Origin of the sequence: Bifidobacterium phasiani (assembly GCF_019331775.1) — a bacterium.
In the GTDB taxonomy this organism is placed as follows: Bacteria; Actinomycetota; Actinomycetes; order Actinomycetales; family Bifidobacteriaceae; genus Bifidobacterium; species Bifidobacterium phasiani.
On record NZ_JAHBBD010000006.1, the window covers coordinates 122,616 to 139,392 of the forward strand.

The 16,777-nt window shown below is 68.1% G+C and carries 10 protein-coding genes; 6 read left to right on the plus strand and 4 right to left on the minus strand.

Annotated features, from left to right (window positions below):
* Window positions 1-115 precede the first annotated feature (115 nt).
* The gene (locus KIH73_RS04140) at window positions 116-2,299 is read right to left on the minus strand and encodes a YhgE/Pip domain-containing protein (RefSeq protein WP_219080890.1); all 2,184 of its coding nucleotides are present in this window, start codon (window positions 2,297-2,299) and stop codon (window positions 116-118) included.
* Window positions 2,296-4,623 carry a YhgE/Pip family protein gene (locus KIH73_RS04145; RefSeq protein WP_219080892.1) on the minus strand — a complete coding sequence of 776 codons (2,328 nt, stop codon included), beginning with the start codon at window positions 4,621-4,623 and terminating at the stop codon, window positions 2,296-2,298. The genes KIH73_RS04140 and KIH73_RS04145 overlap by 4 nt, the downstream gene beginning before the upstream one ends.
* A gap of 199 nt (window positions 4,624-4,822) precedes the next feature.
* On the opposite strand from KIH73_RS04145, the gene KIH73_RS04150 reads away from it, so the two are divergent.
* A complete protein-coding gene (locus KIH73_RS04150; RefSeq protein ID WP_219080894.1) occupies window positions 4,823-6,214 on the plus strand; it encodes a putative ABC transporter permease in 1,392 nt (463 codons plus the stop codon).
* Window positions 6,215-6,382: 168 nt separating this feature from the next.
* A complete protein-coding gene (locus KIH73_RS04155) occupies window positions 6,383-6,661 on the plus strand; it encodes an Lrp/AsnC family transcriptional regulator (RefSeq protein ID WP_219080896.1) in 279 nt (92 codons plus the stop codon).
* A 419-nt stretch (window positions 6,662-7,080) separates the two neighbouring features.
* Here KIH73_RS04155 and KIH73_RS04160 read toward each other — a convergent pair whose 3' ends face one another.
* Window positions 7,081-9,009, minus strand: coding sequence for a C69 family dipeptidase (locus tag KIH73_RS04160; protein WP_219080898.1), 1,929 nt, complete (start codon window positions 9,007-9,009; stop codon window positions 7,081-7,083).
* A gap of 607 nt (window positions 9,010-9,616) precedes the next feature.
* Window positions 9,617-10,399, minus strand: coding sequence for a GntR family transcriptional regulator (locus KIH73_RS04165; protein ID WP_219080900.1), 783 nt, complete (start codon window positions 10,397-10,399; stop codon window positions 9,617-9,619).
* 199 nt (window positions 10,400-10,598) lie between these two features.
* Here KIH73_RS04165 and KIH73_RS04170 point away from each other — a divergent pair, with 199 nt between their 5' ends.
* From KIH73_RS04170 to ucpA, 4 genes are all read left to right on the plus strand, one after another.
* Window positions 10,599-12,026 carry an MFS transporter gene (locus tag KIH73_RS04170; protein ID WP_219080902.1) on the plus strand — a complete coding sequence of 476 codons (1,428 nt, stop codon included), beginning with the start codon at window positions 10,599-10,601 and terminating at the stop codon, window positions 12,024-12,026.
* A gap of 58 nt (window positions 12,027-12,084) precedes the next feature.
* On the plus strand, window positions 12,085-13,059 hold the full coding sequence (locus tag KIH73_RS04175) for a nucleoside hydrolase (RefSeq protein ID WP_219080904.1): 975 nt from the start codon (window positions 12,085-12,087) through the stop codon (window positions 13,057-13,059).
* Window positions 13,060-13,752: 693 nt separating this feature from the next.
* On the plus strand, window positions 13,753-15,186 hold the full coding sequence (locus KIH73_RS04180) for an APC family permease (protein WP_219080906.1): 1,434 nt from the start codon (window positions 13,753-13,755) through the stop codon (window positions 15,184-15,186).
* A 123-nt stretch (window positions 15,187-15,309) separates the two neighbouring features.
* Window positions 15,310-16,116, plus strand: a complete 807-nt coding sequence (gene ucpA / locus KIH73_RS04185) for an SDR family oxidoreductase UcpA (protein ID WP_219080908.1) — start codon at window positions 15,310-15,312, stop codon at window positions 16,114-16,116.
* Window positions 16,117-16,777 lie beyond the last annotated feature (661 nt).

Sequence of the window (16,777 nt, forward strand, 5' to 3'; positions counted from 1 at the left end):
GGCGGGCCGACGGTCTGCGGCGAGCCATCGGTGTGCGGTCGGCGGTTGTGGCGGGGCTGGCGGCCGTCGACCGCCCGGCCGCCGACCGGCGAAACGGCCGTCGCCACCCGCGCGCTCACCCGATCAGCCTCGTGCGTTCGAGCTGCGCGCCGAGCCACCGGTTGAGCCCGGCCATCGGCTGGCGCAGCAGCAGGCCCAACAGCAGCAGCGGCGGGACGAACACCACCAGCTTACCCAGCTCGATCCAATAATCGTTCATGTAGATGCCGGCGATCGCGGCGCGCATCGCGCGGATCGCGTGCGTGATCGGCAGGAACGGGCTGATGCGCTGCATGAACTCCGGCAGCGTCTGCAGCGGGTACGATCCGGCCGACCCGGACACCTGCACGACGAGCATGAGCATGCCGACCGCCTTGCCGATGTTGCCGAAGCAAGCGACCATCGTGTAGACGAACAGCGCGAACACCAGCCCGCCGACCCACCCGGAGAGCATGAACAGCAGCGGGTGCACGGCCTGGACGTGCAGGATCAGCAGGCTGCCCAGGCAGCTGACGGTGCTCTGCATCAGCGAGATCAGCGCGACGACGCCGAACCTGCCGAGGAACATCCGGCGCGGCGTCATCCCCGGTTCGCCGATCCCGCGCCGCTGCCGCGGCGACACCTCGACGCTCACCGCCAGCATGATCAGGATCGACGCGGTCCACAGCGGGATGAACGTGTAGTACGGCGCCATCGCGGATCCGAAGTTCCCGACCGGGAACACCGCCTGGCGGTGCAGCGCGATCGGCGCGGCCAGCGCGGCGGACAGCGTGGAGGCGTCCGTGCCCAGGACGGCGCGGACCGCGTCGGAGTCGGCGCCGTCGAGCGCGGAGGCGAGCGAGGCGTGGAACGCGGCGAGCCGCTCGCCTGCCGTGCGCAGCGCGGAGGCGGCGTCCTCGAGCGTGGCGCGCACGTCGTCGACGCTCCGCCCGGCCGAGTCGGCGGCGTCGCCCAGCGTCGTCACCGTCGAGGCGAGCCGCCCCTGGTCCTGCGACAGCACCGACGACGCGTCCCGCACGGCGGCGGCGAGCCGGTCGGTCTGCGTGCCCAGCGACGTGCCGAACGAGTCGGCGGCGTCGGAAGCGGAGGACTTCGCCTGGTCGATGAGTTCCTGGACGGCCTGCCGCTGCGTTTCGGCGTCGGCCGCGTTCGTATCGAGCGCGTCGGCCGCGTCGCCGAGCCCCGCGGACAGCGCGTCGAGCTGGTCGGCGGTGCGTTGCAGCGCGTCCGCGACGGCCGTGGCGTGCGCGTCGCCCTGCGCGCCCGGCAGCCCCTGCACGGTCTGCCGGAGCTGGCGGTAGACGGCGGCCTGCGCGGTCAGCGCGTCGGCCTGCCGCCGGATCGCGGCGGTGGTCGAGGCGGCGTCGTCGGAGGCGTCGCCGAACAGCGTGTCGACGTCGTCGCCGACCTGGGCGATCGCATCGGCGCTGGAGCCGAGCGCGCCCTGCACGGTGGCGACGGCTCCGTCGAGCGCCGAGGCCACGTCGTCCACGCCCTGGCGGGCGGTGTCCAGCTGCGGGGCGGCCTGGCCGACGGCCGTGGACGTCTGTCCGAGCAGCGCCGCCGAGTTGTCGAGCAGGGATCGCGCGGTGTCGGTCAGGGCGCGGTAGCCGTCGAGCGTGCCGGCCGTGTCGCCGAGCCGCGTGGCGAAGTCGGCGACGTTCGCGTCGAACGCCGCGAGCGCGCTTTGCGTCTCGGGGCGCTCGAGCTGGTCCGCGAGCGAGGAGGCGATGTCGAGCGCGATGTCCGTCAGCGTCGCGACGAACGTCTCGTTGATCTGCGCGGCGACCGCGTCGGCGCCCGCGCCGGTGAGGTTCGGGGCGACGGCGTTCTTCTTCTCGTTGCTGTAGTAGGCGATGGAGGCCTGCCGCGCCCGCCCGGTGAAGAACGTCATCATCGTGGCGCTGAAGTCCTCGGGGATGACGATGGCCGCGTAGTACGCGCCCGATTCGGTGCCTTCGATCGCGTCCCGCTCGGTGGTGAACGTCCAGTCGAGCTGGTCGTTCGCGCGCAGCTTGTCGACGACCTGCGCGCCGATCGTCACCTTGACGGGGATCAGGTCGGAGCGGTAGCCCTCGTCGGTGTCGGCCACCGCGACCTTGAGGTCGCCGAGGTTGCCGAACGGGTCCCAGCTCGCCGCGATGTTGAACCAGGCGAACAGGCTCGGTATCGCCACCAGGCCGGCGACGACGAGCATGGCGGTGGCGTTGCCGGCGAGCCGGCGCACGTCGTCGGCGAACAGATGCCATACGGCCCTCATGGGCGCTCCTTTCCCGCGGCGTGCCGGCGCCGGGCGGCGCGGGCATGCGTGGCGATCCGGCTCGGCCAGGCGTCGGTCACCGGCTCGCCGTTGAGGATCCCGGTCTCGGCGACGCGCCGCGTGAACGCGCGGTTAGCGTCGGCCATCAGCGGCCGGACGACGATGCCGATCGCGAACGAGACCGCCGCGAACACCAGCAGGTGCAGCACCGCCGTGACCCAGGCGTCGCCGTAGAACCCGCCGATGGCCTCCCGCATCGCGTCGATCGCGTAGGTGAACGGGAAGAACGGGTGCAGCGCGCGGAAGAAGCCCGGCATCATCTCGATCGGGTACATGCCGCCGGCGCCGGGGATCTGCACGATGATCATCGCCATCACCAGCGCCTTGCCGACGTGCTGCAGCGTGACGGCGAGCATGTAGGCGATGGCGCTGTACGTCACCGCCGCGATCACCCCGGTGAGGACGAACACGGCCGCGTTCGCGGTCTGCACGCCGATGGCCAGGTCGCCGACGGTGACGATCAGCCCCTGCGCCGCCGCGAGCAGCGCCAGCAGCAGCCAGCGGCCCAGGTACGCCTGCGTGGCGGTCATGCCGTCGATGCCCTCGCCGTCGGTTTCGAGGCGCAGCAGTGCGATGAGCATGAACGCGCCCGCCCACATCGCAAGGTTGGTGAACAGCGGCGCCATGCCGGAGCCGTAGGAGTCCACCGGGTACACGACGCGCTCGTCGAGCACGGCGGGCGCCGTCATGAACGTGGCGATGGCGTCCACGTCGAGCCCGTCGCCGCCGCCGAACAGCGACGACAGCGTGCTTGCGGAGGCCAGCGCGTCGAGGTCGGTGCGCAGCGTCGCCAGCCGCGACTGCACGCCGGCCAGCGCCTCGTCCGTGTCGCGCAGCGCCGTATCGGCCTGGTCGAGCGCCTGGTCGAGCTGGTCGACGATGAGCAGCGCCTGGTCGGTGAGCGTGCCCTGCGCCGTGAGCTGGCCGCCGATCGCGCCCGCGGCGACGGCCAGCGATCCGAGCCCGCCGCCCATCTGCGGCAGCGCGCCGCCGGTCAGGCCGGTGCGCGCGTCGGCCGCGGTCTTGAGCGCGGTGTCCGCGGCGTCGCCCAGGTCGTCGGCCAGCGTGCCGGTGTCGGAGGCCGTGGTCGCGATGCCGGCGTTCAACGTGTCGAGGTCGTCGATGGTGCCGCCCAGCGTGGTGTTCGCGTCGCGCAACGCGTCGATGGCCTGCGCGACGCCGTCGCCGCCGTCCGGCAGCGACGCGGCCAGTGCGTTCAGGTCGTCGATGAGCGCGGCGTTGCGCTCGTTCATGTCGCGCAGCGTGGCGAGCGAGCCGGCGACCTGGCCGTTGGCCGTGACGACGGCGGCCGACAGCCCCGACAGCGTGCCGGTGGCCTGGTGCGCGGCCTGGGCGAGCAGGCTTTCGCCGGTGGCCAGCGCGGTGGACGACGACGTGGCGAAGTCGTTCAGCCCGGTCTGCGTGTCGGCGAGCAGGCCGGAGGCCGCGGTGAGCGCCGTCGATGCGTCGCCGCCGAGCCGGGAGAGCGATTGCAGGGTGTCGCGCGCCCGCTGGAGCGTGTCGGCGGCGGTCACGTCGCCGGTGGCGCCATCGGCTGTGCCGGCGTCGCCTGTGCTGTTTCCTGTGCCGCCGTCCGCGTCGTCGCCGATGAACGCGGCGATGCGGGCGCGGGCCGTGGCGATGCCGTCGTCGGCGCGTTCCAGCGCGGTCCGCGCGTCGTCGGTGGTCTGCGCGGCGAGCCGGTCGGCCTGGCCGCCGAGCCGGTTGACGGCCTGCGTGACGGCCTCGCTGGCGGCGGAGACGAACGCGGCGTTGACCTGCCGGTCCACGGTGGTGGCGGCCGTGTCGGTGACCTTCGGCGCGATCGGGCTGACCTTTTCGTTGACGTAGTAGTCGAGCTGCGGGCGGCCGTCGGCGAGGTCGCCGTGGATGACGGCGACGAGGCGCTCGCTGAAGTCCTCGGGGATGACGATGGCCGCGTAGGCGTCGCCGGCGCGGACTTGGTGCATCGCCTCGTCCCGGTCGACGAACGTCCAGCCGAGCTCGCCGTTGCCGCGCAGTGAGTCGACGATCGTCGCGCCGAGGTCGACCTCGCCCAGCGCGTCGTCGCCGGCGCCGCGGTCCTCGTTCGCCACGGCGACGCGCACGCCGGCGGTGTTGGCGTACGGGTCCCAGAAGCCGAGGACGTTGACCCACGCGTAGAACGCGGGGAGCACCGTCAGGCCGAGGATGATGACCCACGCCGCGGGCACGCGGGCCAGCCGCATGACGTCGCGGCGCAGGATCCGGACGATGTTGCGCACGGTATCGCCTCGCTTCGCTGAATCGGTTCGCGGCGGCCGCCCCGGACGGCCGCCGCCGGTCCGGCCGCCGTCGGCTTGTAATGCTACGCATATCGTAGCGCTACGGAATGTGTAGCGCAAGAGGTTCGCGGAGCGCGAGGCCGTCCGCCCGTGCTCGCCGGTCGCCGCGGCGTTGCCGGCGTCTGCTAGCGTGAGGGGAATGGACACCAAGGTAACGGACGCCGCGGCGCCCGGCGCGGGCGACGCCGCGATCGAGGGGCGGGCCGGCGGACAAGCCGGCGGGCGGGCCGGCGAACGGCGCGAAGGGGACGGCGGCGGCGAGCACGCGGATCGGTTCGCGGACGGGCCGCGGAAGGACGGCGCGGAGACGGGCGCTGGGGACGGACGCGAACGCCTGCAGGGCGACACGAACGGCGACGGCCGCGTCGACATCGACGACCGCCGCCTGCCGCTGATCGCCCGCATCTACGGCATCCTGGTGCTGATCAGCGGCATGGTCACGGTGGTGCCGCTCGTCGGCGTCGCGGTGCAGGGCGTGCTGTCGGTGCTCAGGGGGCAGGTCGACGGCAGCGTGTTCGACCTGACCTTCATCCTGAACTGCCTGCACGTCGCGGTGCTGCTCGTCTCGTCGGCGGGCATGGTCATCTTCGGCAGCCTGCTGCTGCGCAACCGGCGCAAGCACGGCGCGCGCTGGGCCTACGCGCTGATCCCGGTGACGATCGCCGACGGCATGCTCTCGCTCGCGCTCACCGGCATCGGGTGGAATCTCGTCAGCCCGACGGTGCAGCTCGCGATCCTGGTCACGCTGTCAATCGTGCTTGACCCGGCGCTGCTCGAGGAGCGCCGCCTGCAGTACACGCTCAGGCGCATGGACGAACGCAGCGACTACGAGAAGGCGCTCGCCAAGGGCATGGTCGGCCGCGACCCGAGCGGCAAGGGGTACATCGAGCTGGAGTTCTTCAACGTGTTCTGGCTGTTCATGATCGGCTGCGTGTTCGGGCTGGTCGTCGAGACGATCTACCACCGGATCTTCTGGGGCGAGTGGCAGGATCGCGCCGGGCTGCTCTGGGGGCCGTTCTCGCCGATCTATGGGTGCGGGGCCGTGATCCTGACCGCCTGCCTGAACCGCCTGTGGCGCTCCAACCCGCTGCTGATCTTCTGCACCAGCGCGGTGATCGGCGGCGCGTTCGAGTACTTCGTCAGCTGGTTCATGGAGGTGGCGTTCGGCATCGTCGCCTGGGACTACACCGGGCAGTGGCTGTCGATCGACGGGCGCACGTCCGGCAAGTACATGTTCTTCTGGGGGCTGCTCGGCGTGGTCTGGATCAAGCTGCTGCTGCCGCGCATCCTGTGGCTGATCAACCGGATCCCCTGGAAGGTCCGGTACTCGCTGACCGCGGTGGCGTTCGCGTTCATGGTGGTGGACGCGGCGATGACCCTGATGGCCTTCGACTGCTGGTACGGCCGCGTCTCCGGCGACGTGACCGATTCGCCGGTGACGCGGTTCTTCGCGCGGCATTTCGGCGACGAGGTGATGCAGGAGCGGTTCCAGACCATGAGCATCGACCCGAGCCGGTCCGGGAGGCTGTAGGGCGTTTCCGTGGGCGGTCGGGCGCGGGCAGGGGCGCGGACAGGGACGCCGTTCCGCCACGTGTGCGCAGGCCGGCGGCGTGCGGCGGCGCGCCCCTATAATGGGCCGCAACGGTTCCGCCCGTCTCCGCGCGCCGTGCCGGAGCGAATCAGAGCAAAGGAGTTCCCCATGACCAATGCAATCGTGCTCATCGACGTCGAAAGCGGCAAGGTCAACGAGGCCGCACAGGCCGTGGCGGAGATCCACGGCGTGCGCGAGGTGTACTCGGTGGCGGGCGACATCGATCTGGTCGCCGTCATCAACGCCGACGACATCGAGCATCTGACCGACATCATCCCCGGCGGCATCGCCAAGGTCGACGGCGTGGCCCGCACTCGCACGCTGATGGCGTTCAAGACGTTCAGCGGCAAGGACATGGCCGCCGCCTACGACCTCGGCCTCGATTGATTCGGCCTGATTCGGCGTCGATCGATCCGGCATTGACCGATTCGGTCTGATCCGGCGTCGCTCGCAGGCGGTCCGGCGTTGATTGGTTTGGCACCGCTCGCGGGCGACCGGACATCGGCGCGGGGTTTCGGGTCCGAATCGGACGGCCGTCGGGCGGTTGCCTGATTCGACCCTGCTCCCGTAGGCACATTGCGGCTTCCATGCTCGACGCGTCGCCGTTAGCGGCGGTGAGTCCGCTTCCGTAGGCACTTTGAGGCTTCAGTAGGCACCCGGTCCGGGGGAACGTGTCGCAGAAACGTTGGAATGCCGTCGCTGTTGAACGCACGGGTTCCCGAACAGGTGCCTACTGAAGCGCCGGAGTGCCTACTGAAGCCGGCGCGTTCGCCGGCGGCAGCGTAACGAACGCGTTTACGTTCGATTCACGCCCAGCGGTCGGACATCGCGAAGGAGTTGCGCATCAGATTGCTGGACGTGTACAGCACATCGGCCAGCAGTTGCGTGGTGCGACGGCGCAGGAAGTCGCCGGTCTCCTCGTTGGCGCGGGTCAGAGTCGCGGACGCAGCGTCGAGCGCGTACTCGGCGTCGTTGTTTGTCGGCATGCCACTGGTCGGGATGCTACCGCTGGCCGCGGTGCTGTTGTTGTCCGCCGGAGTGTTGTTGTCCACTGGAGTGCCGTTGTCCGTTGGAGTGGCGTTGCTTGCCAAGGCGTTGCTGTCATCGGCGGCGTTCCCGGGTGTGGCGGCGCCCAGCGGGGCGTCGGCGACGGTCGCCGACGCGTTCCCGACCGTCTGCGCCAGTGCCTCGTCCGTCTCGAACACATGCCGGTGCCCGAAGGCGTGCACGGCCTCGCGGTACTGTTCGATGGCGTTGGAGTTCTCGATGTAGTGCGGGTCCGCCATCGCCGCGATCATGCGGTTCGTCCAGTACAGCGAATCGGTCGACGGCTCGGCAGGGGTGTCGCGCAGATAGGCGGGGGTGTCGGTCGCGTTCGCATAGAACGGCGCCGCCGCGGTGAACGGGCCCGAGCCGAACGACACCCACATCAGCGCGCGGTTCGCCGCCGGCACGTCTGGCCGGACCTGCATCGCCACCATGTGCCCGGTGCGGTTGATGCCGATCGGGCGGTAGCGGTGGCGCGACTCCGGCGTGCCCAGCGTGCCGTACGGGTCGAAGGGGGTGCCCTCGAAATGCGAGGCGAGCAGGAACTCGACGTCCTCGATCGACACCCGGCGCTCGGGCACGCGGCACCAGGGGATGTCATCGGAGGCGGGCGTCCAGCGGGCCGCGGGCGAATCCCAGCCGTCGCTTGGGTTGAGATGGCGCTGCATGTACCAGGCGCGAGGGGTGTTGTAGATGTGGTCCTTCGGCGTGGACGTGCCGAAGGCGTGGCGCGGGTTGAAGCGGCGCGGGGGCATGGCGTCGATGGCGGGGTCGGTGGTGCCGATGACGGTGTCAGTGATGTCGGCGTCGGTAGTACCGGTATCGGTAGTGCCGACGGCACAATGTGCGTTGCGGGTGCCGTGCGCGGTGCGTGCGCTGGCAGTGGCGCCGCCGTTCGCGCTGCCGTTCGTGCCGCCCGTGGCCGCGCCGAACCCGATCGTCGTGCCGCGCCCGGAGGGGCGCATCGTCATGTCGAGGTGGTGGCGGGCCATGAACTCGCGCAGGTCGGCGCTGCACATGAAGTCGCGGCGCTCGCCGAACGCGTCGTCGAGGTCGAAGTCGTCGATGCCGAGCTGGTTGGGAATCGTCGTGTAGCAGTCGTCAGGCACGCGGCGGGCGATCCAGTGGTGGCCGCCGATCGTCTCGACGTACCAGATCTCGTCGGCGTCGCTGATCGCGATGCCGTTCGCCTCGTAGGTGCCGTAGCGCTCGAGCAGGCCGCCCAGGCGCAGCACGCCGTCGCGCGCGGTGGTCACGTAGGGCAGGACGAGGGTGATGATGTCCTCTTCGCCGATGCCGCCCGGGGTCTCGGGGGTGTAGTCGGCGTCTCCGGGGGTGCCGGCCGCGGGGCGCAGCTCGACCATCGGGTCGGCGGCGAGGACGCGCTCGTTGACGGCGAGGGTCTCGGTGGCGGTCATGCACACATTGTGCACGTTGACGCCCGCCTCAGCGAGCACGCCGCGGTTCGGCAGCACGTTCGGCGCGATCATGTAGCGGCACGGGTCGTCCGGCAGATCGATCTCGACGTGGCTGAGCGTGGATGTGTAGTGGCGCGGCTGGTCGGCGGGGTGGACGACGACGAGGCGCTTCGGGTCGTAGCGGCCCGAGCCCGAATCGTCGTCGCGGGCGATGATGGTGGAGCCATCCCAGCTGGCGTGCTTTCCGATGAGGATCGTGGTGCAAGACATGGTTCCATACTGTATGCCGGCGTGTGCCCGGCGGTGCGGCGGCGGGTGACGGGGTGTGGCGGCAAGGTGTGGCAGGTCGGTGATGATGTGCGGCGGCGCGGGGCTGATGACGGCGTGCGACGGCGTATGACTGGCGCGGGATATGCATGTCCGGGCAGTGTGTGCGGCGTATGGTGGTTTGCGGCGGCGCATGGTGGGTGTGGGCGGTTGGGCGTGAGCGTGCGTGGCGGTGTTCGGCGCGGCGGATAGCGGTGGATGGTGGCGTGCGGTGGGCTGTAGTGATGGGATGACGTATGGAGGGGTGTGAAGGCCGCCCTCTGACTCATCCGTTGCCGCCTCTGAGAGCGCATGTTGATTACGTGTAGCGGATTGGGCCTTCTGCGGACATCTATCTGCGTTATGTGAGGCGCCTTGGCGCCGATACCCTGAGTACGACTGGCGGTATTCCGCCACGCATACTCGGGGTATCGCCGTCATGGCGCCTCACGTAGTCCAGTTGGGTGTCTGCAGTCCCGGAAATCCACTACACCTAATGCAGATATGCCGTCCCGCCCCCGCAGTTCGGAGAATTACGCCCTGTGCCAGCTTGTGCGCCGCCGTGTTCCAGCTATTTCGCCGATTGAATGATGGCCAGTGCCGGCACTGCCTTGGAGACGATGTATTTGCCCAGATAAATCGGTGTGCCGTGGTACGCGATCGTCTCGGTGAGCACGAGCACCGGATCGTCGGCTTCGACGTTGAGCAATGAAGCGCGTGAGTTGCCGGCCGTGCTGGGGACGATGTGGCATTCCCCGGAATCGAACGTCAGCGCCTGGTCCTTGATGAGCGCGGCGAGCAGCGTCTGCTTGTCGTCGGCGGCATTGCCGAGCGTGGCGTCGAGGTTGAGCTCGGTGCGGGCATCATATCCTGCGACGAAATGCTCCTGCGCGATGGCCGCCGGAGTGCCGTCGAGCGAAATGACGCATTCGCGGAACCAGGTGGTCGTGGCGACCTCGATGTGCAGGTGGTCGGCCACGAATTCGGTGGCCGGGTCGGCGGAGAATCGCAACGGCATGATGTCGACCCGCCCTCCGGTGTCGGCCAGGACCTGCTCGAATGGCCGGATCGTTTCCAGACCCGTGCTCGGCAGGTGGTCGGCCACGAACCGCCCGACGCCGCGCTTGGTGGTGATCAGCCCATCCTCCTCGAGCAGGATGAGCGCTTCGCGCACGGGTGTACGGCTGACGTTCAGCATGTCGGCGAGCTCCGATTCGCGCGGGAGCAGCGTCCCCGGAGGCAGGGTGCCCGATCGGATGCCGGAGGCGAGTCGGGAGTATACGGCCACGCGAATGGGCTGCCGGGGCGGCAGTGAGAGCGGACGGTTGAGATACTCGTCGACGGTGGTGCCCATGGCCGTTCCTTTCCTGCGTTCCGGTCGATTCCCGTTTCATTGTAGTCGTCGGCGACACGCGATATGAAATCATACCCATAGGTATGATATCTTACTTACTGACATGAGTATGAAATCATACATCATACTTAGTGATGCCGTCGGGCGACGTTGTCCACGGCGGCACCTCAATGACATCAACGATGACGAAGGAGTCTCAATGACCGCTTCCAACCCGAACCCCACCGGGGCCGCGGTTCCCGACGAAGGGAACGCGGTGCTCTCCGGCAGGAAGATGATCCCGCTGGTCGTGGCGCTGATCATGTGCGTGCTCTCGTACCAGCTCAACGCCAGCATGATCACTCCCGCGCTGCCCGATATCGCCGACTCGCTCGGCGTGCCGCTCAACGACGTCTCGCAGATCAGCTCGCTGTTCCTGCTGTTCGGCTCCATCGGCGGCATCCTGCTGACCCGATGGAGCGATTACATCGGACGGCGCAACATGCTGTTCCTCATCCTGGGATGCCTGTTCGTGGGCACCATGCTCGCCCTGTTCTCCCCGAACCTGCCGGTGCTGCTGGTGGGGCGCGCGCTGCAGGGGCTCAGCTCCGCCTCGTTCCAGCTGTCCTATCTGGTGCTCAACGAGGCGCTCGACGCCAAGTCGTTCGGCATCGCCCTCGGCGCGGTGACCGCGATCAACGGCGGCGTCGGCGGCTTCGACGGGGTGCTCGGCGGCCTGCTCACCGAGCATTTCGGATTCCGTTCGCTGTTCGTCGTCATCCTTGCGTTCGTGGTGCTGTCGTTCGTCGGCGTGATGGTCACGTTCCCGAAGACGATGAAGCCCTCCTCGACCGGCAGGTTCGACTGGTGGGGCGGCGTGTTCATCACGGTCGCCGTGATCTGCCTCGGCCAGTTCATCACCTTCGGCTCCGGCGACGTTTACGGCTGGACCGCGCCGCAGACCATCGCCCTGCTCGTCGTCGCGGTTGTGGCGATGGCGCTGTTCCTCGTCCGCGAACGCCGCGCCTCCGATCCGGTCATCTCGCTCGAGGAGCTGGCGTCGCGGCAGGTGTGGCCGCTGATCGCCGCGGTGCTGCTCACGCTGGCCGGCGTCTACCCGGTCATCAACTTCACGCTCGTCGTCTTCAGCCAGAACGCCGAGGTGGGCTTCGGCATGAACGCCTCGATGTCGTCGCTGTGCTTCCTGGTGCCGCCCGCCGTCATGGGCATCGTCGCCGCCCCGGTGGTCGGCTGGATCGCCCCGCGCATCGGCTGGATCCGCACGCTGCGCATCGGCCTGGTGGTCTGCCTCGCCGCGATGGCCGTGATCGCCGTGTTCCCGACCAACCTGGTCGTGGTGGTGGCGTGCGTCGTGGTGCTCGGCGTCGGATACAACGCGCTGGCACTGACCACGCTCAACGGTCTGGGCGTGGTGCTGTCGCCGGAGGCGTCCAAGGGGTCGCTGCCCGCGGTGAGCGGTGCGTGCTTCGGTCTCGGCTCGAGCATCGGCGTCGCGCTGATCTCGCCGTTCGCCTCGGCCGGCACCGTCGGCGGCGTCCGCCTCGCCGTGATCGTGGGCATCGTGATCACCGTGCTGTCGTTCGCCGCCAGCATGGCGATGCGCGCCGCCGAGGGGCGTGAGGCCTGACGGCGTGCGCCGCCGGAACGATGTGGAATATCAAATGAATGTCAAGGAAAGGACCATCATGACCGAACAAGCCATCTCGCCCCGCCACGTGTACTTCGACTGCGATCTCGGCGTGGACGACTCGCTCGCGCTGTGCTACCTGCTGGCTTCGCCCGCCGTTGACCTGGTCGGCGTCGGCACCGTGTCCGGCAACACCAGCGCCGAGCAGGCCGCCCGTAACGTGCTCGACCTGCTCGCCATCGCCGGTCGCGACGATATTCCGGTCGCCGTGGGCGAGCACGACTACCGCACCAGCCAGTACGTGTGCGGCGTGCAGCACATTCACGGCGACAACGGCATCGGCAACGTCGAGCTGCCGCGCTCGGCGCGCGAACCGGATCCGCGCGGCGCCGTCGAATTGCTGATCGAGCTGTCGCACCGCTTCGACGGCGACCTGCATATCCTTGCGGTCGGGCCGTTGACCAACCTCGCGGCGGTGCTGGACGCCGACCCCACGCTGCCGTCGCGCGTCGCATCGGTGACGATCATGGGCGGGGCGGTCCGTGAACCGGGCAATGTCAGCCCGGTCGCCGAGGCGAACATCGGGCATGATCCGGAGGCCGCGCGCATCGCGCTGTCCGCCGGGTGGGACGTGACGCTGGTGCCGCTCGACGTGACCATGACGAATACGTTCGAGGAACGGCACCGCCGTCGGCTGCTGGACAGCGCGAACCCGACCGCGCAGGCCGTGGGGCGGATCATGGACTTCTACTTCGATTTCCATGTGCCCGAATACGGGCGACGATGCAGCGCCCTGCACGATCCGCTGGCGGCGGCGATCTGCGCGGGCGGCGTCGTGCCGACGGTCGCGCCCGCGGTACCGGTCAGTGTGGACACGACGCACGGCATCGGCCGCGGCCAGACGGTCTGCGATCTGCGCGGGCAGCGCAACGGTTGGCATGACGTGGACGGTGAGCACGTGCGCGTCGTCTTCGAGGTCGACCGTCCGGTCGCCGACCATCTGGTCGACGTGATCGACGGTTTGCGCGGCTGACGGCGTACATAACGTCGGCGATGGTGCGGGGCCGGTTCGCCGGAACCGGCCCCGCACCATCGCCGACGTGTGGATCCGCGGACCTTTGGTCTCGTGAGTGCGGTCGCGGCGTGTGCGTGGGCAATCCGCCGGGGTTGTACGGCATCGCTGAGGCCGCTATTGCGATTATGTGTAGCGGATTGGGCCTTCTGCGGACATCTATCTGCGTTATGTGAGGTGCCTTGGTGCCGATACTCCGAGTATGCGTAGCGGAATACCGCCAGTCGTACTCCGGGTATCGGCGCCAAGGCGCCTCACGTAGTCCAGTTGGGTGTATGCAACCCCCGAAATCCGCTACAGCTAGTGCAGATATGCCGTTCCGTGCCCCCCCGGATAACCTCACGGCCGCTCCACGACCGCACGCCCGCCACCCGGTCGCATCGGCACCGCCTCCTCCGCTATCCCCACGCCGGGTTTGCTAAAACCTTACGGCGGCTTTAAGATTCTGAATCGTCCATACACAACGGGACGGCGACGACGCCATCCGACTACGCCACCTACCGACGCCCGCGGCAGCGAAGCCGACGGTCCATCGCGCAGGAACGCAATCCGATGACGTGACCGGCTCACGCGTCGCGGCGACGATGCCGCACCGCGCCCGGCCGTGGTCGCCCCGCTGCGCCAAACCCTCAAGCAGTACAAAAGGGGTGAGCGATGTCCGATCCAGGCAACACTGGTACCAAACCCGCCGGCAACAAGGGACTGCAACGAAGCCTGAAACTCGTCTTCGTGTATACCGTGGCCACCGGCTCGATCTTTACCTACGTCAGCTACTGGGACTCCGTGTTCTTCGGCTACTGCGGCTCCGGCACGTTCCTCGCGTTCGCGATGATGACGATCGCGATCCTGCCGACGGCCCTGGTCTACAGCGAGATCTCGCCGCTGTTCAAGACGGCGGGCGGCGAGCTGATCTACAACACGGTCGGGTTCAACAAGCACATAGGATTCCTTGCGTCGTGGCTGATCATGGCCGCGTGGATCGCGGTGCCGCCGGCCGTCGTGATGGCGGTCGCCACGTTCATCAGCAAGCTGTTCGGCCTGAACCTGAGCTTCGGCACCACGATGATCATCGCGGTCGTGTTCCTGGTGCTCGTGTTCATCATGAGCCTGCAGGACATCCAGTTCCTCGTCAAGGCGCAGGCGACCTGCCTGTTCGCCAACATCGTGACCACGCTGATCACCGCGGTCCTGATCCTGACGTGCGGCCACTGGAGCTTTCAGAACATCATCGACTCGTTCGGCTTCTCGAACATCGGCTCCTCGCTCGGCATCCCCGGCTGGATCATCGGCATGGCGCTGCTGATCACCCCGTACTTCGGCTTCGAGACGGTGCCGCAGATGGTCGAGGAGGGCGACTTCCCGACGTCGAACACCAAGAAGGCGATCTGCGGTTCCGTGATCACCTGCGGCGCGATCTACACGGTCTTCTTCTTCTGTGTGGCCGGCCTCGCGCCCGCGCAGACCCTGCTGGAGGGCGACGCGGCGAACGGCTTCATGACGATCACCGCGATGCAGGAGATCCTCGGCTGGCGCTTCTGGCCGATCGTCTACGGCTGCGTGTCGATCCTGCTCGGCATGACCGCCTCGATCCTCGGCTTCTGGATGTCCACCGTGCGCATGCTGTACTCGATGGGCAAGAAGAACTTCCTGCCGTCCGCGTTCACCAAGGTGAACAAGCATCAGCAGCCGATCCTGCCGAACATCTTCCTGCTGGTCATCAGCCTGGCCTTCATTCTGCTGCAGAACGCGGGCACGTTCATGAACGACTTCTTCAACCTGATGTCGTTCGGCTGCGCCTGCGCCTACGCGCTGACGATGGTCTCCGCCGTGCGCATCCACCACAAGCACCCCGAGTGGTACAAGGACAACAAGAACGTCGTCAAGGGCGGCGACTTCTTCCGCATCCTGGCCATGGTGATCATGATCGCGATCGCGTTCTTCTGCACGCTCGGCCAGGGCATCGGCTCGTGGATCTCGTTCGGCGTCTACCTCGGCATCGGCGTGCTGATCTGGCTGTGGATGGTCGTCGTGCGCTGGAAGAAGACGAAGGTCGTCATCGAGACGCCCGACGGCATGCAGGAGTTCTGACGGCTCCCGCGTCCGCGGCGCCACCACGCAACCGCCATCAATCCCCAAACAATAGGTTTTGAACATCGGCGCACCGGCCCGCCGTCGGGCCGGCCGCCACACCAACACAAAGGAGTAACTCACATGGTTCCTGGAAAGCTCGAAGGCAAGGCCGCCCTCATCACCGGCGCCGCCGCCGGACTCGGCGAGGGCATCGCCGAGGTGTACGCGAAGTACGGCGCGAAGATCTGCATGGTCGACCTGTCTCCCGACGTCGAGAAGACCGCCGAGCGCATCCGCGGCATGTACCCCGAGGCCGAGATCATCGCCGTCGTCGCGAACGTGGCCGACAAGCAGCAGATGATCGACGCGGCCGCCAAGACCAAGGAGGCGTTCGGCTCGGTCGACGTGGCCTGCTGCAACGCCGGCGTGTGCCGCCTCGCCCCGTTCGAGCAGATGCCCGACGAGATGCGCGACTTCCACATCGACGTGAACATCAAGGGCGTGTGGAACACCTGCCAGGCGGTCATCCCGTACATGCTCGAGGAGGGCAAGGGTGCCATTGCCATCGCGTCCTCGGTCACCGGCGACATCGTGGCCGACGCGGGCGAAGCTGCCTACGCGATGACCAAGGCCGCGCTCGTCGGTCTGACCAAGTGCCTCGCCGTCGAATACGCGGACCGCCACATCCGCGTCAACTGCTCGCAGCTCGGCTACGCGCGTACCCCGATGGTCGAGAAGATGGCCGTCGAGTCGAATCCGGAGGATCCGGAGTCGGCGATCAACGACATCGCCGTCGGCGTGCCGATGAAGCGTCTCGCCAAGCCCACCGAGGTCGGCGAGCTGTTCGCGTTCCTCGGCTCGGACGAGTCCAGCTACCTGACCGGCTCGCAGGTCGTCATCGACGGCGGCAGCACGCTGCCCGAGACGATGAGCATCGGCACGAACTGATCGCGGCTCTTCCGTCGGTCGGATCATGAACGGCGTGCGCCCCAGCGTGCTGGGCGCACGCCGTTGTCGTGTGCGGCGAGGGTGCCTCTGGTAATGGTTACGGCTGTTTTGGTTCGGTTTCGCGTGTGGGGAAGTGTTGTGCCGTCCGTCTCGACGCTTGCAGGCTTGCGGATTCGGTTTCGCGCGCGGGATGTGCGCCGAGCCTGACGGGCAAGCTGCTCAAGATCAGGATTCGGTTTCGCGTGCGCGGGTGTGCGGGGGTGGTCTGGTCTGGGGCGCCGGATACGAGGCCGTTGCCGGTTCGGTTTCGCGCCGGATGTCATTGAGTGCATGGACTGATGCGCGTGAGATGGAGCGGACGGCGATGCGGACGTCTGTGGCAGGGGCATTGCGGGCGTGCGAAGGGTATATCTGCGTTAGTTGTAGCGGATTTCGGGGTCTGCGGACATCCAACTGGACTACGTGAGGCAGCCCGAGGCCCACCCCGGAGTATGGGCGGCGGAATGCCGCCGTTCATACTCGGAGTGGCGGTGAAAGGTCGCCTCACGTAACGCATATAGATGTCTGCAAGGGGCCGAATCCGCTACACGTAGCCGACATGTCCGCCGGGAGTGGGCGTTCTGAAGTATCCGGGTTGAAGGGTTGGGGTGGATTGAGGGGC